Consider the following 22407-nt stretch of genomic DNA (forward strand, 5'->3'; position numbering starts at 1 on the left):
CGGGTCCACCGTCCGGGAGCGATCGGCTCTCTCCGGTTCACTCTACCGGCCGCGACCACGCCCCCACCGAACGTGAAGACAAAAAGCTAAATTGTACCCGCGCGTCAGCCGCTGTCATCGGCATGGGGATTCTCCGCCACGGGACCGATGTTCCCTGCCGGCCAGAAGAGCAACCGGTGGGGCCGGCGATCGGTGGGGTCGGGTTCCGCTGCGGGGAGACGCGGGCGGGCGAGGGTGCCGGCTCGCTGCCGGTGCCGGTCGATCAGGTGATGGACCAGCCCACCCGCCAGCATCATGAACAGCATTCCGAACAGTCGGTCACGGCTGCCCCCGGGGTACCGGTGGCGGAACTCCCGGCGTAGGTGCCCGATTCGTCGGCCGGTCTCGAACAGGGTGATCGATCCCAGCGTCACCTCGGTGGTCACGCCGGTGGCGCGGTCCAGCGCCACATCGTGGTAGTCGTCCAACACCTGGAGGACGTCGCCGAGTTCCACGAGTAGCCGCTGGTCGAGCGGTGGCAGCGCCGGCCGGAGCAGCCCGAAGAGCGCTGTCGTGCCGAGCCCGCCCTTGCCGCGGGTGATGCGCCGCAGGGCCTGCCCCGAGACGACGGACCCACGCTGCTGCCGCGACTGGATCTGGAACCGGTGCATCCGGCGAAGCGCCGCATGGACCGGTGCGGAATCCTCGTGCCGCAGCACCGTCTCGATGGCGCGGTAGAGCCCCAACAGCATCGTCTCGGCATCCGACTGTGGCTGGAAGGAACCGCCGTCGAACAGGACCGTCAACCGCTCGTCCAGGTCAGGGGCGCGGAAGTTGTCGAACAGGTCATCGTACACCCGGGTGAAGGAGCTTCCCAGCACGGCCCGGTCGGCCCGGAAGGCGATGCCCGTGGCCTGCGCGTAGCCGGACATGGCCAGACACACCTTGACACTGGTGCCCAGCAGGATCCGCGAGATCTGCCGTCGTCGGCCCACACCGGTGATGCTCGCGTCGATGATCGGCCCCACCGTCCGGTCGAAGACCTCGATGATCCCGTCGACGTCGCGTCTGACGAACCGATACACGCCCGGCCAACCCAGCGCCAGTGGCGCGAGACGCAGTACCGCGACGACCTCAGTGGACACGGCCGGTGCACTCGGGCCGAGCCGACCGGGACGGCCCTGATGATTCTGGACCCGTCACCGCCGGCCACCGTGCCTGCCGGGCGGCCGGTGCGAGTGCGTTGCGGGGATCGATCGTTGCCTAGGGGCTGTTTCACGACTGTGGGGCATGTGTCGACACTATCGAAGAACATCACCGGGTGTGTTCGGCTGATGACGCGCCGGTTCGCAGTGGTGACCTCGGCGCGGGCCGGAGGGGGTCAGCACACGGCCCGGTCGTGAGCTGGGGGACGCCACGACCACTCTCGGCTTCTCCGTCACCGATTGTGCCGGGTGGTCCGGTGGTGCGGCGTACTGAATCGGGGATTCACTGTCTGTCCACTGGGGCGACCTACCCTGCCTGGCATGACATCGAAGCGTTTCGAGTTCCGTCGTGCGGTGGCGACGGTCGTCGCGTCGGTCGGCGCGGTCGCGCTGGTCGTGGCACCGACGACGCCCGCCTCGGCCTCCACCATCCGCGACGGGTGGGTGCAGCTCTGCCCCTGGGGCAACTACCGGGTGCACCTCGAATACCTGACCCTCAACAACCAGACCGTGCAGCTGGGCCCGGTCCTCGACCCGGGGGCCGACTGCTGGTGGGGGCCGGTGCCGACCGGCAGCGAGGCCACCCTGATCTCGGTCGTCGGGCACTTCAACACCAGCACCGACACCTTCCTGGTGATCGGCCCGAACCGGAAGTACGAGACGTTCTACAACGGCGTCACCGGGATCGGCATCGCCGCCGAGGGCACGACCGCCTCCGGTGGCCGTAAGGACGCGCACTACTACCGGTACTGACCCACCCGGAACAGGGGAGACGTTCATGGTCCGCGCTGCCCGCGTACTGCTGGGGCTGTTGCTCATCGCGACGGTCGCCGTGCCCCCGCCGTCGTCGGCGCAGGCAGCGGCCCGGCCGGCGGGGGTGCCGCCGTCGACAGGCGGGGCGGCGTCGCTGGTGGCGGGCGTCGCGGGGGATGCCGAGCTGACCGCCGGCAACCGGATCGGCGGGGTCGCCGGGATGCCCGACTGGTCCCGGGTCGGCTATCTCGGCGGCCAGTCGTTGCCGACCGACGGTGATCTGGCCGGCGGCGCCTGCACGATCGACCCGGCCCGGCTGGCCGGTGAGTTCGGGGTCCGCGCGGACGATTCGGTGGACGACAGCGTGGGCCTCCAGTCGGCCATCGACCGGATCAAGGCCAACTGCTCGCCGTCGGGCAACGCCCGCCGGCTCTCGCTGATCGCGCTGCCGGCCGGGCGGATCGACATCTCCCGGCAGATCTACGTCGACGCGAACTTCCTGGTGCTGCGGGGCCAGGGCGCGGGCAGCGGCGGGACCCGGGTGGTGTTCCGGCCGGACGTCAACACCCGGTACGACACGCTGACCGCCGACGGCAGCCGGTGGAACCAGGACACCATGACGTTCGGCTCGGCACCGGACACCGGCACCGGGGGCTGGATCTGGCCGGGCCGGGCGTTGTTCAAGGTGCAGACCCGCGAGGTCGCCGAACGGTACGCCGACGAGTGGTCCGCCGCCCCCGCCAACCGTAAGGACCTGTTCGAGGGCTCGATCAACCAGCACTGGGCCTCCGGCCAGAAACTGGGATCGGCCTCCACCGACCCGGGGTTCTCGGCCCGCGCCGGGCAGAACGTGATCCGGCTCGACGCCAAGGCGAAGATGGACGGCTTCCGGGTCGGCGGCTACGTCTGGGTCGGGGTGGCCAACAGCCTGCGCTTCTACGAGCAGCAGGGGCTCGCGCCGGACGACCCGGGCACCCGGGAGAACCTGCACATGCGCCAGCAGATGTTCCGGGCGACCGCCGTGAACACGTCGGCGAAGACCGTCACCCTGGACCGCCCGCTGGAGTACGACGCGCCGGTCGACTCCACCTCGGACGGCTCCGCGCCGATCGCCGGCAACGTCTACACCAGCAAGATCACCCCGCTGCGTGCGGTGGAGGGCGTCGGCTTCGAGAACTTCGCGTTCTCCCAGGAGATGTCCGGCCTGCCCAAGCTGCTCGGTGGCGTCTACCAGCCGAGCCCGACCGACGCCGTGCACAACTACGGCAACCTGGCCCCCGAGTACGCCATGCACGGCATCGCCTTCAAGTGGGCCGCGAACAGTTGGGCGCGTGGGTTGGCCGGGTCGATGACCGGCTCGCACCCGATCGTCACCGAGGTCGCCCGCAACCTCCAGATCGAGCACAACACGTTCGACGGGGCGTGGAACAAGGGCAAGGGCGGCAACGGCTACCTGCGCGGCAGCCGGGTCTGGGACTCGCTGTGGGCCTACAACACCAGCCGGAACCTGCGGCACTTCACGTTCCAGTGGTCGGCCAGCGGCAACGTGGCGTTCGGCAACGACCTGGATTCCGACCTCAACCTGCACGGCGGCTGGGAACGCTACAACCTGTTCGAGGGCAACACCGTCCGCGTCCCGTACGAGCACCGGTCCGGCAGTTGCACCGCCAACTGCGGCGGCGAGGGCGGCGAACTGGAGGACGGCACCTGGTTCCCGATCTGGTGGGCGGCGGCGGCGAAGGCGATCAAGTGGTCCGGCGCGTCCGGCCCGCAGAACGTCTTCCACCGTAACACGATGATCAAACAGTCCGTCGCCGGTGGTCCCTACCTGCCCTACGAGCCGTATTCCAGCGACGGCGCCGATGCGGAGGCGATCTACCAGTTCGGGTCCGACCAGGCGAATCCGCGCGCGTTCACCCCGCTGAGCCAGGGCGGTACGGCGATCAAGGACTGGTCCGGCCGGGAGACCGTGAACTACGCCGGCCAGGGTGTCGCGGTACGCACCGGCGAACGGTGGCCGTCGCTGTTCCTGCGCGACGTCGGCCAACTCGAACCACGCGACGGCAACCGCCGGACGGTCGTGACCTGGAACATGCAGGGCGCGGGTTCCAGCGCGGGCGGCACCTACGAGAACAAGTACGCGACCGTGACGGGTTTCCTCAGCGCGGGGGCGCTGGCGGTGGCGCTCCAGGAGGCCGGGTCGCCACCGGCCGGCAGCGCGCACGAGCGGGGCCAGTACACCCAGAACGTGTTCCAGAACAACGGTGTCTTCCCTCCGGTGTACGAGTACTACCTGGGCACCCTGCTCGGTGAACCCACCCGTCACCTGTACTGGTTGAACACGGACACCTCGACGCAGGGCCCGAACCGGGTCAACCTGGCCATCGCCACCGCCCAGCGGGCCGACCAGATCGCCCTGGTCCCCGGTCAGGCGGGCGCCCGGCCGGCACTCGGCGTGCGGATCGGTGAGACGTTCTTCTTCACCGTGCACGGCTGGTCGGGCAACGGCGCCGGCAACGACATCCCGACCACGCTGGCGAACATCCGCACGTACATCCAGAACAACCCCGGCCCGAACGGCCCGTACGAGTGGATCGTGCTCGGTGACTTCAACCGTGAGCCCCAGGATCTGCGCAACGCCCTGCCGGCCAACCAGTACGGCGTGATGGCCCCGGACGGCAACACCCACCCGACCCTCGGGCCGGTACGCACGCTTGACTACGCCGTCACCGCCTTCGGCAACGGTGCGCCGCGGCTCTTCCAGGCCCACACGGAGACGACGATCACCAACTCCGACCACCACCCGGTGACCTACGGCTTCGAGCTGCGCGCCGCCGCGCAGGTGCCGCCGCTGTCCACGCCGACGAGGCCCGGCCAGGCCCTGCTGCGCAACGCCGCCACCACCCGGGTGGCCGACGCCGAACCCAACGGCGGGTCGCTGGTCGTGGACACCGCGTACGACCCGTCGCGGGCGCAACAGTGGCGGCTGGAAGGGGACAACGAGTTCCCCGGTCACCTGCGCCTGCAACGGGTACGGGAGGGCAACTCGACCGACGACCGCTACCTGGGCCTGGCCGACGCCGCCCCGGACGCCCGCGCGGCACTGGGCTGGTCACCGTCGCTGGCCCAGCTGTGGCGGCCGGTGAGCAACGGCGACGGCACGTACACCCTGCTCAACTACCTGACCGGCCAGGCGCTCACCGCGCTGCCGGGCGACTTCCTGCTGGCCGCCCGGGACGCGACCGACTCGCCGTACCAACGGTGGTTCCTCTCCTCCTCGACGGACCTCGAACTGCGGCGGGACATCCTGCCCGTCACCGCCCCCGCCGGCACGGAGGCCGAGCTGGGGGTGGCCGGCCCGGACGGCGTCGAGGGCCGGCCGGTGCAACTGCTGCCCACCACGACCGGCACCAGGGAGTGGCAGCCGGTGCCGGCCGGGCAGCGCGGTGCCGACCGGTGCTTCTATCTGCTCCACGGCGACGAGTACCTGACGTCCACCCCCGACGGGGGCCTGCCCCGGCCCGGCGCCCACGTCGTGCTCGACGACTACGACCCGCACAGCGAGGGACAGCTCTGGTGCGTCCACCAGGACAGCACCTCGATGAGCATCTACAACAACACGGTCGTGCAGGGCCAACTCGTCCAGACCTACCTGACCGGGCACGGCCTGAACGCGCACCTGAGCGTGGAGTCCGTGCCGGACAACGGGCGCGACGGCTGGCGTTGGTGAGTGACGCCCGGTCAGCCGGCCACCGCCTCGGGCGCGCCCTGCTCTCCGGTCGGCATTGCGGCCTTTCGCGTAAGCTGAAGGCCGTCGATGTCGTCGACGGCCGGGGGTACCGAGGTGTGGCGGGGCTGATGTCGGGACAGGGCGTCGGGGGCGAGCACCGGATCCGGTCGCCAGGCGCACTGCGACTGCAGATCCTCGGCCCGCTCCGGGCCTGGCGGGACGGCGTCGAGCTGGACCCCGGCCCCCGCCAGCGGGCCTACCTGCTCGCCCTGCTCCTGGCCCGCGCCGGTGGGCCGGTCAGCGCCACCGAGCTGATCGACCTCGTCTGGGGAGACGACGCCCCCGCGACCGCGCTCAACGTCATCCACAAGTATGTCGGTGCGCTGCGCCGCCTGCTGGAGCCCGAGCTACCACCCCGCGCGGTCGGCTCCTACCTGCACCGGCACCCGACCGGCTACCGGCTGTCCGCCACGGCGCAGATGCTCGACCTGATCGCCTTCCGCGAGCACGTCGTGGCCGCCGACGCCCACCGGGTCGGAGGGCGGGGCGGGGCCGCCCTCGACGCATACCTGCGGGCGCTCGCGTTGTGGCGGGGGCCGGCCGGTGACGGGCACGTGCACCGGCCGGGTGCCGTCGCCCTCTTCGCGGCGCTGGACGGGGAGTTCCTCGCCGCCGCCGTCGTCGCCGCCGATCTGGCCGTCTCGCTGGGGCAGCCGCACCACGTGCTGGCCCCCCTGCGCCTGGCGGCGACGATGGCACCTCTGCACGAGCCGGTGCAGGCGAGCCTGGTCACCGCGTTGGCCGCCGCCGGTCAGCAGGAGCAGGCACTGGCCGTGTTCCGGGCCGTCCGCACCGACCTCGCCGAGCAACTGGGGGTCGACCCCGGCCCGGCCCTGGGGCAGGCCTACCACCGGGCGTTCGGCCCGGCGTCGACGCGGTCGGTGCCGCCCGTGGCACCCCCGCCGCAGGCCCCGACCGGTGGCGGCCTGGTCGGCCGGGCCGGCGAACTTGCGGCACTGCACCACGCGACCACGGCGGCCCTCGCCGGGGGCACCGCGCTCGTGGTCGTCCAGGGCGAGCCCGGGGTCGGCAAGACCCGGCTGCTCCGGGAGGCCACCGCAGAGGCGGAGCAGCGCGGCGCGTTCGTCGTCCGGGGGCAGTGCCCCGAGGGCGGCGGCGCCCCCTCGATGTGGCCGTGGGTGCAGGCCATCCGCGCCGTCCTCGACGGGCTGCCCGCCGGGCAACGACACACCTCGGTCGGCCGGGAACTGGGCAGCCTCCTGGAACCGCGCCGGGACGTCCTCGCCGCGCCGGTGCTGCCCGACAACGGCTTCCCGTTCCGGCTCTTCGAGCAGGTCGTCGCGATCATCGCGGCGGCCTCGGCGCAGCGGCCGATGGTGCTCGTGCTCGACGACCTGCAATGGGCTGACAGTGCGTCACTCCAACTGGTCAGCCACCTCGCGGCCCGCCTGCCCGACCGCACCACGCTGATCGGTGCGCTACGCGACCGCGCCCCCACCCCTGGCTCCGCACTGTCCCGGATGCTCGCCACGGTCAGCCGGCTCCCCGGCCACCAGCGGATCATCCTCGGCAACCTCAACGAAGCCGAGGTGGCCGAACTCATCCGCCGGGAGACCGGTGCCGTGCCCACCCCCGATGCGACCCGCGGCATCCTCGCCCGCACCGCCGGGAACCCGTTCTTCGTCCGGGAGCTGTCCCGCCTGCTCAACGACCGGCCCCGGGGGCGGGCCGGCGTGCCGGCCACCGTACGAGACGTGGTCATCGACCGGTTGGCCGGGCTGGACGCCGACGCCCGCGACCTGCTCCGGATCGCCGCGTTGATCGGCCGGGACGTGGAACTCGGACTGCTCGCCCGCGCCGCCGGCCTCGACCTCGACGGCTGCCTCGAACGGTTGGAACCGGTGCAGGCGCTCGGCATGCTGGAGAGCCGGCCGGCCGATCCGTTCTCGCTGAGGTTCGCCCACGACCTGGTGCGCGAGGCGGTGGCCGCGACGACCCGACCGGCACAGGTCGGGCAGCTGCACCTGCGCATCGCGGACGCGCTGGAACGGGGCGGGCCGGACGCCGAGACGGTGGCCGAGCGCCTCGCGCACCACCTGTGGTCCGCCGGTCTGCTCGCCGAGCCGGCCCGGACGGCCCGGGCGCTGATCCGCGCGGGCCGGCACGCGGCGGGCAAGTCGGCGCTCGACGTCGCCGAGCGACACCTGCGCGCGGCGGTGCAGGTGGCCCGCGGCGCGGGCCTCGCCGAGTGGGAGCTGGCCGCGCTGGCCCAGCTCACCGCGGTCCTCGGGATGCGGTCGATGTACGGCTTCTCGGTGACCGACCTGCTGGAGCGGGCCGAACACCTGGCCTGTGGCCTCGGCCTGGAACGGGAGGCGGCCAGCTTCCTCTACTCCCGCTGGGCCGCCCTGGTCCAGGCGATCGAGCTCGACCGCAGCGCCCCGTTGGCCCGCCGGCTGCTGCGCCGGGGCGAGGAGTCCGGCGATCCGTGGGTGCTCGCCTGCGGTCTGCACGCCTGGGGCCTGCAACAGTGGGACTACGGGGAGATCGGCGAGGCGATCCGCTGGCTCGACCGGTCCCGGGACATGATCTTCGACATCCCGCGCAGGGACGGGGACCCAGTGCGGCACGACCTCCAGCTGCTGATGGCCGCGATGCTGGCCGAGGTCACCACGTTGCACGGTGCGGTGGCGGACGGGCGGGCCCTGCTCGACGGGCTCGAAGACCTGGCCGGCGAGGACCCGTACATGGTCACGGTGTGGGCGTGCGCCGCCACCCGCATCGCGGTGATCGTCGGCGATCCGGTGCTGGCGCTGCGCGCCTCCGGGCGGGGGATCGCGGTCGATCCCGGGTTCTCCTTCGTCTTCCTCGGCACCTACCAGCGGCTGGCCCGCTACTGGGCGCTGGCGGTCACCGGCCGGGACCCGATCGGCAACGCGGACCGGGCGCGACAGCTCATCGCCTCGCACCTGCTCGACCCGCCCCGCTCGGACGTCGCCGCCTGGCACGGGCTGCTCGGCGAGATGCTCATCGCCGGTGGGGCGGTCGACGCCGCCGCGACGGCGCTCGACCAGGCCGACTTCTATCTGGAGTCCTGCGGTCAGCGCCATCCGGAAGGGCTGCTGCTCCTGCTGCGGGCCCGGCTCCTGCGGGCCCAGGGTGAGCCGGTCGAGGTCGTGACCGCCGCCGCCGAGCAGGCACGGGCGGTGTCCGCCGAGCGGGGTGCGTTCCTGCACACCCGTCGCGCCGAACGGCTCCTCGCCGAACTGGCGACCCTGCCCACGCGATAGCGGCGTCGATCGTGGCGAGCATCCTGCCGTACGGCCTCCGGCACGTCCTCGGTGACCGCTACGTGCCGTTCGGTTTCGGCACCTGACAGCACCTCGCGGCGGTGCACCGCTTGACAAGCCGCCCCGTCCGGAGTGGACGATGGGACGTGAGAATTCTCGTGGTGGGCGGCAGTGGCCTGATCGGCACCCATGTGGTCGGGGTGCTGCGCGGGCGGGGCCACACGGTCACCACGGTGGCCCGTACCGCCCAGCCGGGCGTCGACCACCTGCTCGATCTGGAGTCCGCCGCGATCGACGACCTCCGGCCGTTGCTCGCCGGCCACGACGGGGTCGTCCTCGCCACCCGGGCGGACGAGCAGCGGGTGCTGCCCCGGCCGATCCACCCGCTCCTGCGTCGGGAACTCGTCGACCCGCTGGTGCGCCTGTTCACCGCCGCCCGCGAGGCGGGGCTCACCCGGGGGGTCGTCATGGGCTCCTACTACACCCACTTCGACCGGTTGCATCCACAGTGGCGTCTCACGACCCGCCACTCGTACATTCGGTGTCGGTGGGAACAGGCCCGGGAGGGACGGGCCGCCGCCGGCCCGGATCTGCCGGTCACCGTGCTGGAGTTGCCGTTCGTGTTCGGCCGGACCGGCGACCGGCTGCCCAACTGGGCCGGTCCGCTCGACCGGTGGGCACGGTCCCGGGCACCGCTGGCGGTTCCCGTCGGTGGAACGGCCGCCGCTTCGGCGCGCAGCGTGGCCGAGGTCGCCGTCGACGCGCTCGAACAGGCCCGGGGCGGGGACGTCCCGGTCGCCGACGAGAATCTCACCTGGGCGGCGATGATGGGCCGCATCGCCGACGCGGTCGGCCGTCCCCGTCGGGTCGGCCGCCTGCCCGCCCCCGTCGTCCGCGCCTCGCTGGGCTGCGGTGGCCTGCTGCACGGTCTCGCGCGCCGGGAGGCGGGCCTCAACCCGACCCACCTCGCCGACCTGCTGCTGGCCGACCTGTTCATCACGCCCACCACCGGCCGGTCGCTGGAACCGGCGCTGCGCGCCACCTTCGCCCCCACCGCCTAGACACGCCGCCGCCCGGCGGCGCCGGGGTCAGGCACGCCACCGCCGGGTGCGCTGCCGGTGGGCATGCCCGCGCATCGGACGTTGCCGCCGCCGCCCAGGCACGCCGCAGGATGGCCCGCGTCGGGCGGGTGGGGTGCTACAGCCACACGCAAGGTTCGCGTTAGGTCCGCCCGCGACGATCGGGCGTATGAGTGAGATCGGTCGCACGCTTCGGGTTCCGGACGCCAACCTGTACTACCAGATCTGTGGTTCCGGGCCGGTGCTGCTGATACTCCAGGGCGGGGACGGGGACGCCGACCGGGCGGCCGGTCTGGTCGAGCAGCTCGCCGACGCGTACACGGTGGTCACCTACGACCGGCGTGGCCTGTCGCGCAGCGTCATCGACCCCGACGACGGCCGTCCGGTGCCCGTGGAGACCCACGCCGACGACGTGCACCGGCTGTTGGCCGAGGTGACCTCGGAGCCGGCGGCGGTGTTCGGTTCGAGCATCGGCGGCCTCACCGGGCTGCACCTGGCCACCCGGCACCCGGAACAGGTCCGGGTGCTGGTCACGCACGAGCCGCCGATCCTCGACCTGCTGGCCGACGACATGTGCCGCACGGTCAACGCCGGTCTGGACGAGGCGGAGGAGCTGCACCGGGGCACCGGTGGCCTGCCGGCCCTGCTACGTCTGGGCGCGCTCAACGGCGTGGACTTCCGCCGGTTGGAGACCGAGCCGGGGGTGACCATGTCCCCACCCGACGAGCGGCGCACCGCGAACATCGAGTTCTTCCTGGCCCGGGACCTGCCCGCGTTCCGGGACTACCGGCTCGACATGGACGATCTCGACGCGATGAAGACCTCGCCGACCCGGGTCGTCCCGGCCGGCGGGCAGGACTCGCACGGCGTGTGGGGCTACGTCGCCGCCGAGCGCCTCGCGGCCCACCTCGGGGTGGCGACCACGGATTTCCCCGGTGGGCACGCCGGCCTGACCACCCACCCCCGCGCCTTCGCCGCCCGGCTGCGCGAGGTGCTCTCCAGTTTCGGCGTCTGACGATCGGGAGGCGAGACCATGACGACGATGGTGCACGACACGACGACGACCGGCGCGGCGACGGGACAGGCTCCGGTCCGGCAGCTCGACCGGGTGGTCATCCGCTTCGCGGGTGACTCGGGCGACGGGATGCAGCTCACCGGGGACCGGTTCACCTCGGAGACCGCCCAACTCGGCAACGACATCGCGACGCTGCCCAACTTCCCGGCCGAGATCCGGGCGCCCGCCGGCACCCTGCCGGGCGTGTCGAGCTTCCAGCTCCACTTCTCCGCCTCCGACGCCCTCACCCCCGGCGACGCACCCGACGTCCTGGTCGCGATGAACCCGGCCGCGCTCCGGGCGAACCTTGCCGACCTGCGGCGCGGCGCGGCGATCATCGTCGACACCGACGAGTTCACCGGACGCCAACTGACGAAGGTCGGTTACCGGGCCAACCCGCTGGAGGACGGTTCGCTCGACGGGTACGAGGTCCATCCGGTGCCGCTGACCACACTGACCATCGGCGCGCTCGCCGACACGGGGGTGTCGAAGCGGGACGCCGAACGGGCCAAGAACATGTTCGCGCTCGGCCTGCTGAGCTGGATCTACGCCCGTCCGTTCGCGTCGACCCTGCGGTTCCTGGAACGCAAGTTCGCCACCCGCCCGGAGTTGGCCGCCGCGAACGTCACCGCCTTCCGGGCCGGCTGGAACTACGGCGAGACCACCGAGGACTTCACCGTCCGGTACGAGGTCGCGCCGGCCCCGATGCCGCCCGGCCGGTACCGCAACATCACCGGCAACGCGGCGTTGGCGCTGGGCCTGGTGGCGGCCGGCGTCCGGTCGGAGCTGCCGGTGTTCCTCGGCGCGTACCCGATCACGCCCGCCTCGGACATCCTGCACGAGCTGTCGAAGCACAAGCGGTTCGGCATCACCACCATGCAGGCCGAGGACGAGATCGCGGCGATCGGCGCAGCTCTGGGCGCCTCCTACGGCGGGGCGCTGGGGGTGACCACCACCTCGGGGCCGGGGGTGGCGCTCAAGGGTGAGACGATCTCCCTGGCGGTCGCGCTGGAGTTGCCGCTGGTCGTCATCGACGTGCAGCGCGCCGGCCCGTCGACCGGGATGCCGACCAAGACCGAACAGGCCGACCTGGACATCGCGCTGTTCGGCCGCCACGGCGAGGCGCCACTGGCGGTGATCGCCCCGGCGACACCGGCGGACTGCTTCGCCGCGGCGATCGAGGCGGCCCGGATCGCGCTGACCTACCGCACCCCCGTCATCCTGCTGTCGGACAACTACGTGGCGAACGGCTCCGAGCCGTGGCTGCTGCCCGACGTGTCCCGGCTGCCCGACCTCCGGGTCAGCTTCGCCCGGGAACCCAACGGCCCGGACGGCCGGTTCCTGCCGTACCTGCGGGACCCGCAGACGATGGCCCGGCCGTGGGCGGTCCCGGGCACCCCGGGGTTGGCGCACCGGATCGGCGGCCTGGAGAAGGCGGACGGCACCGGCGACATCTCGTACGACCCGGCCAACCACGACCTCATGGTCCGCACCCGGGCGGCCCGCATCGCGTCGATCCCGGTGCCCGACCTGGAGGTGGAGGACCCGGACCCGGACACCCGCGTGCTGGTGCTCGGCTGGGGCTCGACGTACGGGCCGATCACGGCGGCTTGCCGGGCGCTGCGCCGACGGGGACTTGCCGTGGCGCAGGTCCACCTGCGGCACCTGAACCCCCTGCCGGCGAACCTCGGCGACGTCCTGGCCCGCTACGACCGGGTGGTCGTCCCCGAGATGAACCTGGGTCAACTCGCCCGGGTGCTGCGCGCCCGGTACCTGGTCGACGTGGTGTCCCACACCAAGGTCGAGGGTTCGCCGTTCACCACCGGCGAACTGGCGAACGTCTTCGAGAGGGTGATCGGTGATGCCTGAGGTCGCCCTGTCGTTGACCGCCCGGGACTTCCGCTCCGACCAGGAGGTCCGCTGGTGCCCCGGGTGCGGTGACTACGCCATCCTCGCCGCGGTGCAGGGGTTCCTGCCCGAGTTGGGCATCCCGCGCGAGAACATCGTCTTCATCTCCGGTATCGGCTGCTCGTCGCGCTTCCCGTACTACCTGGACACCTACGGGATGCACTCGATCCACGGGCGTGCCCCCGCCATCGCCACCGGCCTGTCCGTCAGCCGGCCCGACCTGTCGGTCTGGGTGGTCACCGGTGACGGCGACGCGCTGTCGATCGGGGGCAACCACCTGATCCATGCCCTGCGCCGCAACGTCAACCTCAAGATCCTGATGTTCAACAACCGGATCTACGGCCTGACCAAGGGGCAGTACTCGCCGACGTCCGAGCTGGGCAAGACCACCAAGTCGACGCCGGTCGGCTCGCCCGACACACCCTTCAACCCGCTCTCGCTGGCGCTCGGCGCCGAGGCGAGCTTCGTCGCCCGTACCCTGGACGCCGACCGTCAGCACCTGCAGTCGGTGCTGCGGGCCGCCGCGGCCCACCGCGGCTCGGCGTTCGTCGAGATCTACCAGAACTGCAACATCTTCAACGACGGTGCCTTCGCGCCGCTCAAGGACCCGGACGTCCGCGACGACCACCTGATCCGGCTCACCCACGGCGAGCCGATCCGGTTCGGTGCGGACGGCCGGTTCTGCGTCACGCATCCGCCGGGCGGCTTCGGGCTCGTCGTACGCCGCACCGCGGAGGTGCCGGCCGGCGAGATCGTGGTGCACGACGAGTCGGTCACCGACCCGGCGTACGCGTTCGCGCTGACCCGGCTCTCCGGCTCCGACCTGGGCACCACCCCGGTCGGCGTGTTCCGCGCCATCGACCGGCCCTGCTACGACGACACCGTACGCACGCAGCTCGCGCACGCCACCGCGACCATGCCGCACGATCCGACGGGGATGCTCGCCGAACTGCTCGACAGCGGCGACACCTGGACGATCGGCTGATCGCCGTGCACCGGAGACGAGACGGGCGGGGCCGAGGACGTCCCCGGACCGTGCGGGCCGGGGACCGGCCCGACATCGTCACCGACCGGGACGTCGGCACCGGCGCTTCCCGACCCCACCGTCGGGCACAGCCCGTCGACCGCACAGAGCCGGAGGTATGGCCATGACCACGTCGCAGGTGAAGGTTCGTCTCGAGGGCGGCCCGAACGGTTTTCCCGACGACTTTCGGGCCCGACTGGTGAGCAGCCTGGAGCCGAAGATCAAAGTCCGGTACGGCTGCGGCTACGAGCACTTCGAGCGCACCGAAGAGTCGCTGACGGCAGTCGACGGTGACGTCGTCATCTACCGCTGGACGGCGCAGACCCGCGTCGCCGAGTGACATTTCCCCCCACCCGCGGTGGCCGCCATCATCCCCCCGATGGCGGCCACCGCGCTGTTCGCACCTGATCCTTGCCCGGTAGTCGGGTCGGGCAGGTAGCGGTCGGCGCGGCCGGCGGACCTGTGCAGGGACCGGGCTCCGGGTGGACCGGGCGGGTGTGGACGGCGGTTTCGCTTTCGCGCGGCCCGGGGTTTCGCGCGGTCCGGGGTTTCGCGCGGTCCGGGGTTTCGCGGGGACCGGCCCATGTGCGCCGGGGCATCCCGTGGGGCCGGGTCCGGGCATGCCGGAAGGGTGGTGGCGGGCACGGCACTGGCACCGCCGGCGGGACGTGGCCGGCGGTGCCAGTTGGTTCCGCGAACTCAGCTCACCAGGTGACGGGAAGGGAGGTTACGCCACCGGTGAGGGTGAAGTCGCGGAACTCCAGCTCGGCTGGGGGGACAGCGAGCTGGAGGTTGGGGAAGCGGACGAGCAGCGTCGCGAACAGGCACTGCAACTCGGCCCGCGCGAGGCTCGACCCGATGCAGAACCGGGGCCCGTGCCCGAACGCGATGTGCCGGTCCGAGTCGCGGGTGATGTCGAAGCGGTCCGGGTCGACGAAGACGTCCGGGTCCCGGTTGGTCGCGGTGAAGGCCAGCAGGACCAGGTCACCGGCCGGTACGTCGGTGCCGCAGACCGTGATGTCCTGGTGGGCGTAGCGGGGCAGGACGTCCTGGGTGGACGGGGCGACCATGCGCAGCATCTCCTCGACCGCGGACGGCACCAGGCTCAGGTCGTTCTGCAGCTTCTCCCGCTGGTCGGGGTGGGTGAGCAGCAGCAGGGTGCCGAGGTCCAGCCGGGTGACCGTGGTCTCGTGGCCGGCGAAGAGCAGGCCGGCACCCATCCGGGCGATCTCGTCGTCGGTGAGGTTCTCCTGCTCGGCGACCGCGAGCAGGTCGGAGAAGACGTCCTCGCCCGGCTCGGCCCGCTTGATGTCGATCAGCCGGTACATGTAGGCGACGAGCCGTTCCCAGGCGGCCTTCGCCGCGGCGGGGTCGTCGAGCGCGGTGGCGCCGGCCGAGTAGTGCCGGAACTCGGTGCGGTCCTCCGTCGGCACGCCCAGCAGCTGGCAGATGACCAGGACCGGCAGCGGGAAGGAGAGGGCCTCGTGGAAGTCGGCCGGCTGCGGGCTCGCCGCGAGATCGTCAAGCAGCTGGTCGACGATCTCCTGCACCTGCCCGCGCAGCTTCTCCACCCGGCGGGCGGCGAACGACGGCCCGATCAGCCGCCGGAACCGCTGCCGGGCGGCGACCTCCTTGTCCGGGGTGCCCAGCGGCCCGGTCAGCACGGCCGCGTTCGCGACCCGGGCCGCCTTGGCCGGCTCCGGGTGCGATCGGCCCAGACGCGGGTCGTTGAGCAGCGTCTTGACCTCCTCGTACCGGGTGACCAGCCACGCCTCGTCACCGGCCGAGGTGCGCACCCGGACGATCGGTTGGGTGTCCCGCAGCTCGCGGAACAGGGGTGCGATGCCGTTGACGTCGAACTGGTCGCGCTCGAACGGCAGCGCGGGCAGGTCGACGACGGGCAGGTCGCTGGTGATTGTCATGGTGGATGCTCCTTAGTTGAGTGAGATCCGGTCGAGGCGCTGCCGCTGGGCCGCCCGTACGCCCTCGGCGAGTGCGATCGGCGTGGGGTTGGCGAAGATGTCGGCCAGCGCGAGCCGGACCCGCAGCCGGGCCTCGACCTGCTGGACGAGCCGGGCGGCGAGCAACGAGTGCCCCCCGGCGGTGAAGAAGTTGGACGCGGCGTGCACGTCGGCGTGGCCGAGCAGGTCCTGCCACAGGGTGATCAGCTCGTCGACCACCGGGTCGCCGCTGGCCGCCGCCGGGCGTACGGCCTCGCGTGCCCGGCGTTGCCGCTCCTCGGCGAGCCGACCCAGCGCGGGATAGTCGACCTTGTCGTTGCCGGTGGTCGGGAAGCCCGCCACGACGATGAACTCCTGCGGCACCGCGGCGTGCGGCAGCACCCCGATGGCGTGCCGCCAGAGGTCGTCGTGGACGGCGTCGTCCGGGTCGGGGCCGACGACGAACGCGACGAGTGTGCCGTCCGCGCCACCGTGCACCAGCACCGCCGCCGCGTCGACCGCCGGATGCTCACCGAGCACCGACTCGACCTCGCCCAGCTCGATCCGGTTGCCCCGCAGTTTCACCTGGCGGTCCATCCGGCCGAGCACCTCGATGGTGCCGTCCGGCCGCCAGCGGGCCAGGTCCCCGGTGCGGTAGAACCGCCCGTACCGCTCGTGCCCGCCGAACCGTTCGGCGGTCAGTTCCGGGCGGCGGTGGTAGCCGATCGCCACGCCCGCGCCGGCGATGCAGAGTTCCCCGTGCAGGCCCACCGGCAGCTCGCGACCCTCCGGGTCGACGACGAGGACCTGGGTGTTCGCGATCGGCGTACCGACGTGGACGGGCCCGCTGAACGGGGCGTCGAGCAGCGCCGCGGTGGACCAGATGGTCGTCTCCGTGGGGCCGTAGACGTTGTGCAGCTCCCGGCCGGCCCCGGCGAGTTGCCGGGCCAGCCCGGCGGGCAGCGCCTCGCCGCCGCTGAGCAGCTGGACGTCGCGTAGGACGTCCCCCGCTTGTTCGGCCACCAGCCGCCAGGTCGTCGGTGTCGCCTGCACGATGTCGACCGGATGCTGCCGCAGCACGTCCAGCAGCACCGACCCGTCGGTGCGGGCGGCGTCCGGGGCGACCACGGTCGAGCCGCCGGCCGCCAGGGGCAGGAAGAGTTCCAGGGCCGAGATGTCGAAGCTGAACGTGGTCAGCCAGAGGGTCGCGGTGCGTGCGTCGGCGTGGAGCAGGTCGACGAAGTGCTCGATCAGGTTGGCCAGCGCCCGGTGGGTGATCCAGGTGCCCTTCGGGCGTCCGGTCGACCCGGAGGTGTAGATGAGGTAGGCCGGGTCCGCACCGGCGGCGAACTCGTCGGTGGCCGGGTCGACCGGGGTCGGCTCGGCGGTGGTGACCTCCACCGGGTGCAGCACCATCCGGCCGGGCACCTCCGGCACCGGGGTGCCCGGATCGGCGATCACCACCCCCGCGCCCGAGTCGTCGAGCTGGTAGACGATCCGTTGGTACGGGTGGGCCGGGTCGATCGGCAGGTAGGCGGCCCCGGCCAGCCAGGTGCCCAGGACCGCGCCGACCAGTTCCGGACCCCGCCGGCCCAGCAGGGCGACCACCCCGCCCGGGCCCACCCCGGCCGCGCGTAGGGCCGTCCGGGTGCGCTCCGCCGCCGCCCAGATCTGGGCGTACGACACCTCGCGGTCGCCGTCGCGGACCGCCACCGCCGTCGGTGCCGCCGCGACCCGGGCGGCGATGGCCGTCAGCACCGAGGGGCTCCGCGCCGGACGGGTGGTCGCGTTCGCCGCGCCGATGGTGGCGAGGTCCGCCGGGGCGTGCAGGGGTAGCGCGTCGACCGGCTCCCCGCTGCGCTGGCCGAGCGTCACCAGCAGCGCGTCGAAGCGCGCCAGCATGGCGGTCACGTCCGCCCGCCCGAGGACCTCGGTGTAGAAGACCGCCCGTACGTCCAGCGCGCCGGCCGTCGAGATGACGAAGAACTCCAGGTCGAACTTGCTGAAACCGTTCTCCACGATGCGTCGTTGGGCCCGCAGCCCACCGAGGTCGTAGCTGGCCTGCCCCTCGTCCGGGACGTAGTTGAACAGGTGCTTGAAGACCGGGTTGCGCCAGGAACCGGTGGCCGGTCGGAACTGCGCCATCAGCGCCTCGACGGGCACCTCGCGGTGGATGATCGAGGCGAGGAACACCCCACGGGCCTCCCCGACCAGGCTGGCGAAGGTGACGCCCGGCGGGATGCGCAGCCGCAGCGGCAGCGTGTTGATGTGGTAGCCGACGGCCCGGCTGCTCTCGGCGGTCCGCAGCGAGGCGGGTGCGCCCACGACGACGTCCCGGCCCGCGCCGTGGCGGGACAGCAGCAGGCTGTACGCCGCATAGAGGATGACCGCCTCCGGTGCCCGCAGCTGCCGGGCGAGGGTACGCACCGCGTCGTACGCCGCCGCCGACAGGCGGGCGCTGACCCGGTCGCCGGTGAGGGTCGGTTGGGCCACGTCCGGGGCCTCGCACCACAGGGCGAGCCCGGACGGGTCGAACCCGGCCAGCTGGTCCCGCCAGTAGGTGAGGCTGCGTTGGCTCGGTGCCGTCTCCAGGCAGAGCGGGGCCGGCTGCGCCAGTTCGGCGGGCGGCTCGGCGTCCTCCGAGATCGCGGTGTAGTGGGCGACCAGTTCCTCGGTCAGCACCACCGAGGAGAGGGCGTCGAAGTTGAGGTGGTGCACGGCGAGGCAGAGCACGTCCCCCTCGGGGGTGCGGAACCGTCCGGCGCGCAGCAGCGGGCTGCCGTCCATCGCGAACGGGCGACCCACGTAGTCGGTGAGCAGTTCCTCCAGGTCGGCCCGGGTGACCTCGTACTGGTCCAGCGTGATGGTGATCTCGGTCGGGCCGAGGACGTGCCGCAACAGCCCCGCCGGGGTGTCGCGGAAGACCGTACGCAGCGTGGCGTGCCGCTCCAGCAGTCGGGCGAGGGTCTCCTCCAGCTCCCAGTCCCCGAGTTCACCCTCGACGTCGAGGGCCACCGCCAGGTTGTTGACGCCGGAGCCCGGGACGAGTTGGTCGAGCATCCACAGCGCCTCCTCTTTGCGGGTGGCGGCGGCCGGCCCGGTCACGACCGTGCCCCGCCGTGGACCCGTACCCGGCCGAGCAGCTCGCGGGTGGCTGCGGCGACCGCCGGGTCGGCGAGCATCCCGGCGTGCTCGACCGGGAAGGTGATCTCGTTGCCGGCGAGGTTCGTCGGGGCCTGCGGGTTGATCGTCCGGTACCCGTTGAGGCCGCTGGTGGGGCTCGCCGAGGTGAGCACCGTCGCCCGCGACCACGCCGGCAGCGGGTCGAACTGGCCGGCGGCGCAGAGGTAGCTGATGAAGGAGCGGAAGAGGGTGACCACCTCGGCGCCGCTCGTGGCGTCCAGGCCGAGCCGGGGGAAGGCCACCGCGCCGACCTGTCCGAAGATCTCGCTGAGCCGGTCCGCCAGCGGCTCCAGGCCGGCGAGGTCGCGTTGGGCCTGCCGGCCCGCCTCCCGCGCCTCGTCCAGCTCGGTCGGCGTCAGCGAGGAGGTGGCCACCTCGATGATCTTGGCGAACTGCCAGTACATGGTCAGCGGCGTGACGGTCTCGGGGTCGAACAGGATCAGCTGGGGCTCCGGCTGCCACTGACCCACCTGCGCGGCCAGGGCCGGGGCCAGTGCGCCCCCGGCGCAGAATCCCATGACCGCCGTCACCGTACGGCCGCTGTCGCGGACCTCGTCGGCCCAGCGCTTCACGTATCCCTCGCCGCTGGGCCCGACCAACGCGTCCATGCCGAGCGGAACGGTCTCCCACACGCTCGAATCCGGTCCCAGGTGCGGTGCCAGGTCGGCGAACCGCGCCTCCGGGCGGCCGGTGGCGTCGAAGTCGATGGCCAACGCGACCTCGTCGGTGCTGCCTGTCGTCAATGCTCGCCAGGTGGTCGATTCATTCATCGTGTTTCGGTCCCCTCGCTCCACTGTCCGTCTGGGGAACGCTATGGCCGGTCACTGAAACCGTTCTAAAGCCGGACCCCGCGTCGATCGACGCCGATCTTCGCCACTGCGGACGGCAATGGGGGACGCCATCCGACCGACCCCGCTGCCTGTGCGCACCGGGGCCGGTCCGTGTCGATGGGGCTCAGCTCAGCCGCAGATCCGCCTGGATCGCCCGGGCCACCGGGGCCCAGTGCCGCAGCAGGAAGAAATGGTCGCCGGCGAACGGTTGCAGGCGGAATCCGCCGTCGGTGTGGCCCGCCCAGGCCCGCGCGTCGGCGAGCTCGACCCGGGGGTCGGAACTGCCGTGCAGCGCCGTCACCGGGCACCGCAGCCGGGGCACCCCGGCCCGGGGGGCGTACGTCTCGATCGCCCGGTAGTCGGCCCGGATGGCCGGCAACACCATCGCCGTCAGTTCCTCGTCGGCGAAGACGTCGTCGTCGGTGCCGCTGAGTTCCGCGACGTCGGCGAGCAACCCCCGGTCGTCGCGCAGGTGGACCGTCTCGTGCCGGGACACCCCGGGCGCCCGGCGACCGGAGGCGAACAGCCACAGCGGGGCGACCCCGAGCTGTTCCAGGCGCAACGCCACCTCGAAGCCGAGGATCGCGCCCATGCTGTGCCCGAAGAGCGCCACCGGTCCGGGCACGGCCGCCCGGATCACCTCGGTCAGCAGGTCGGCCAGGGCGTCGATGGTGCCGACCGGCGGCTCATTGCGGCGGTCCTGCCGGCCGGGGTACTGCACGCACGTCACGTCCGCCTCGGCGGCGAGCAGTTCGACGAGCGGCCGGAAGAACGTCGCCGCGCCGCCGGCGTGCGGCAGGCAGATCAGGGTGGGTCCGCCGCTGCTGCGGGTGCCGAACCGGCGTAGCCAGAGGTCGGGCTCGTCGGTGCGGTACGGCGCGTTCGCCGTGGTCGTGGTCACGACGCCGCCGCCAGCGGGCTGACCAGCATCGACGACCCGAGGTCGCGGTCCTGGAGGATGTCCTGGTGCAGATCGCGCAGGGCCTGGCAGGGCTCGATGCCGATCTCCATGTCGAGCCGCTGGCGGGCGGTGTGGAAGACGGCCAACGCCTCGGCCCGGCGGTCCGAACGGTGCAGGGCGAGCATCAGGTACTGGTAGAGCTTCTCGCGTAGGGGCTGCTCGGTGATGAGGGCGGAGAGCTGGCCGACGATCTCACGGTGGCCGCCGAGGGTCAGCTCGATCTCCATCAGCTGCTCCAGGCACTCGATGCGCAGCTCGTTGAGCAGGGTGGCGTACGCGTACACGACCGGGCTGTCGATCAGTCCGCTGAACGCGGGTCCGCCCCAGAGCAGGAGGGCCCTGCGCAGGGTCTGGGCAGCCGGGAAGAACTGGCCGGCCCGGCGTAGCTGCTGGCCGAGGTGGGCCAGCCGGCGGAACTCGTCGGCGTCCAGGTCGCCCTCGGCGGTCAGGATGGTGTACCCCCGGGGCCGGGTCATGATGGCGGCGTCGTGGCCGCTGGCGCGCAGCACCTTGCGGAGCTGGGAGATGTAGACGTAGAGCGCGTCGTTGGCCCGGCTGGGCGTGTCCTCGCCCCAGATCTCGCTGAGCAACTGGTCGGAGGTGACCATCTGGTTCGTCTTCGCCAGCAGCACCGCCAGCAGGGTCTCGGTCTTGCGGGTACGTGGTGTGACGACACCGCCGACGCCATGGACCCGTATCTCGCCAAGGATCTCGTACTTCACGGATGTTCCCCCCGTCGAGTGGGCCCGCCGGCGCGGTGTCGGCGGTGCGTGGCATCGGGTGGAGTGCCGGCGCTGTCGTGGCGAGTCAGTCCGCCGTCTGGTCAACCCAAGTCACTACGCCACTGTGGCGCAGGTCGATACCGAATCAGTCCCGATCCGTTCCCGCCGGCCGCATCGCCGCAGTTCGCGGTGGGGAGGGCGGGCCGCCGGGATCCGGGAACGACGGCGGCGTGACGCCGGACGGGTGTCGTCGGTCGGTGGCGGAGGCGGCACCCGGGTGCGGCGACGGCGGTCCACGCCGGCACACCATGTCTACCCGATAGACCGAAGTCGCCACAACCGTTGGTTTTGAATGCGTTTTGCGTCATGCGCCCATAAGTGCCGCACTGTCGTCGTCCTCGCCATCTGGGACCGCAATGGTATTCATGGGTAGCGATGTGGGATCGTTCCGGTAGCGACGGTTGTGACAGTGGCATTGTCAAAACGACCGACGAACATCGGGGGAACGTCATGTTCAAGATTCGCATCCTGGGTCGGGCCGCTGTCGTATTGTGCCTGGCCGTTGGGGCCTCCGCGGTTACCGGGCTCGGCGCAGATCGCGGTCAGGTGGCTGCCGGTCAGGAGGGTCACACCGTTGTCACGGTGGTCGCCGACGGGCCGTTGCTCGACAATGGTGGACCACGCTGAGGCGCCCGCCAGCCGAATAACGTCATCGATCCGTAGCGGAT

The 22407-nt window shown here is 72.1% G+C and carries 15 protein-coding genes; 8 read left to right on the plus strand and 7 right to left on the minus strand.

The annotated features are described in order from the left end of the window. Positions 1-104: 104 nt before the first annotated feature. Positions 105-1124 carry a class 1 isoprenoid biosynthesis enzyme gene (locus tag ACQP2H_RS08920; RefSeq protein WP_219468970.1) on the minus strand — a complete coding sequence of 340 codons (1020 nt, stop codon included), beginning with the start codon at positions 1122-1124 and terminating at the stop codon, positions 105-107. Between the two features lie 381 nt (positions 1125-1505). Here ACQP2H_RS08920 and ACQP2H_RS08925 point away from each other — a divergent pair, with 381 nt between their 5' ends. The 8 genes from ACQP2H_RS08925 (at position 1506) to ACQP2H_RS08960 (ending at position 14383) form a co-directional block, all read left to right on the plus strand. Further along, positions 1506-1937 carry a hypothetical protein gene (locus tag ACQP2H_RS08925; RefSeq protein WP_219468973.1) on the plus strand — a complete coding sequence of 144 codons (432 nt, stop codon included), beginning with the start codon at positions 1506-1508 and terminating at the stop codon, positions 1935-1937. A gap of 25 nt (positions 1938-1962) precedes the next feature. Next, on the plus strand, positions 1963-5667 hold the full coding sequence (locus ACQP2H_RS08930; RefSeq protein WP_363822978.1) for a hypothetical protein: 3705 nt from the start codon (positions 1963-1965) through the stop codon (positions 5665-5667). Positions 5668-5795: 128 nt separating this feature from the next. After that, on the plus strand, positions 5796-8978 hold the full coding sequence (locus tag ACQP2H_RS08935; protein WP_357538010.1) for an ATP-binding protein: 3183 nt from the start codon (positions 5796-5798) through the stop codon (positions 8976-8978). A 146-nt stretch (positions 8979-9124) separates the two neighbouring features. Beyond that, a complete protein-coding gene (locus ACQP2H_RS08940; RefSeq protein WP_357538012.1) occupies positions 9125-10039 on the plus strand; it encodes an NAD-dependent epimerase/dehydratase family protein in 915 nt (304 codons plus the stop codon). Positions 10040-10226: 187 nt separating this feature from the next. Then, a complete protein-coding gene (locus ACQP2H_RS08945) occupies positions 10227-11072 on the plus strand; it encodes an alpha/beta fold hydrolase (protein ID WP_219468984.1) in 846 nt (281 codons plus the stop codon). A 27-nt stretch (positions 11073-11099) separates the two neighbouring features. Beyond that, positions 11100-12980, plus strand: coding sequence for a 2-oxoacid:acceptor oxidoreductase subunit alpha (locus ACQP2H_RS08950; protein ID WP_433233496.1), 1881 nt, complete (start codon positions 11100-11102; stop codon positions 12978-12980). Then, positions 12970-14004 carry a 2-oxoacid:ferredoxin oxidoreductase subunit beta gene (locus tag ACQP2H_RS08955; protein ID WP_208569860.1) on the plus strand — a complete coding sequence of 345 codons (1035 nt, stop codon included), beginning with the start codon at positions 12970-12972 and terminating at the stop codon, positions 14002-14004. The genes ACQP2H_RS08950 and ACQP2H_RS08955 overlap by 11 nt, the downstream gene beginning before the upstream one ends. Before the next feature lie 163 nt (positions 14005-14167). Next, positions 14168-14383, plus strand: a complete 216-nt coding sequence (locus ACQP2H_RS08960) for a DUF5988 family protein (RefSeq protein WP_244253270.1) — start codon at positions 14168-14170, stop codon at positions 14381-14383. Positions 14384-14747: 364 nt separating this feature from the next. Here the strand turns inward: ACQP2H_RS08960 and ACQP2H_RS08965 are convergent, their stop codons facing one another. The 6 genes from ACQP2H_RS08965 to ACQP2H_RS08990 all read right to left on the minus strand — a co-directional run bounded on the left by ACQP2H_RS08965 (position 14748) and on the right by ACQP2H_RS08990 (position 22309). Continuing rightward, positions 14748-15965, minus strand: coding sequence for a cytochrome P450 (locus ACQP2H_RS08965; protein WP_208569858.1), 1218 nt, complete (start codon positions 15963-15965; stop codon positions 14748-14750). 12 nt (positions 15966-15977) lie between these two features. Beyond that, positions 15978-19088, minus strand: a complete 3111-nt coding sequence (locus tag ACQP2H_RS08970; RefSeq protein WP_357538015.1) for a non-ribosomal peptide synthetase — start codon at positions 19086-19088, stop codon at positions 15978-15980. Then, positions 19085-19936 (minus strand): hypothetical protein, encoded by an 852-nt coding sequence (locus ACQP2H_RS08975; RefSeq protein WP_219468992.1) that lies wholly within the window; start codon positions 19934-19936, stop codon positions 19085-19087. Before ACQP2H_RS08975 ends, ACQP2H_RS08970 begins: the two co-directional genes overlap by 4 nt. Positions 19937-20120: 184 nt before the next feature. Beyond that, positions 20121-20897, minus strand: coding sequence for a thioesterase II family protein (locus ACQP2H_RS08980; protein WP_219468994.1), 777 nt, complete (start codon positions 20895-20897; stop codon positions 20121-20123). Further along, complete coding sequence (locus tag ACQP2H_RS08985; RefSeq protein ID WP_433232050.1) at positions 20894-21679, minus strand: AfsR/SARP family transcriptional regulator; 786 nt, start codon at positions 21677-21679, stop codon at positions 20894-20896. Before ACQP2H_RS08985 ends, ACQP2H_RS08980 begins: the two co-directional genes overlap by 4 nt. A gap of 423 nt (positions 21680-22102) precedes the next feature. Then, positions 22103-22309: a hypothetical protein gene (locus tag ACQP2H_RS08990; RefSeq protein WP_219468999.1), complete on the minus strand. Its 207-nt coding sequence runs from the start codon at positions 22307-22309 to the stop codon at positions 22103-22105. Between the last annotated feature and the right edge of the window lie 98 nt (positions 22310-22407).

This window comes from Micromonospora sp. CA-248260 (assembly GCF_050942205.1).
In the GTDB taxonomy this organism is placed as follows: domain Bacteria; phylum Actinomycetota; class Actinomycetes; order Mycobacteriales; family Micromonosporaceae; genus Micromonospora; species Micromonospora antibiotica.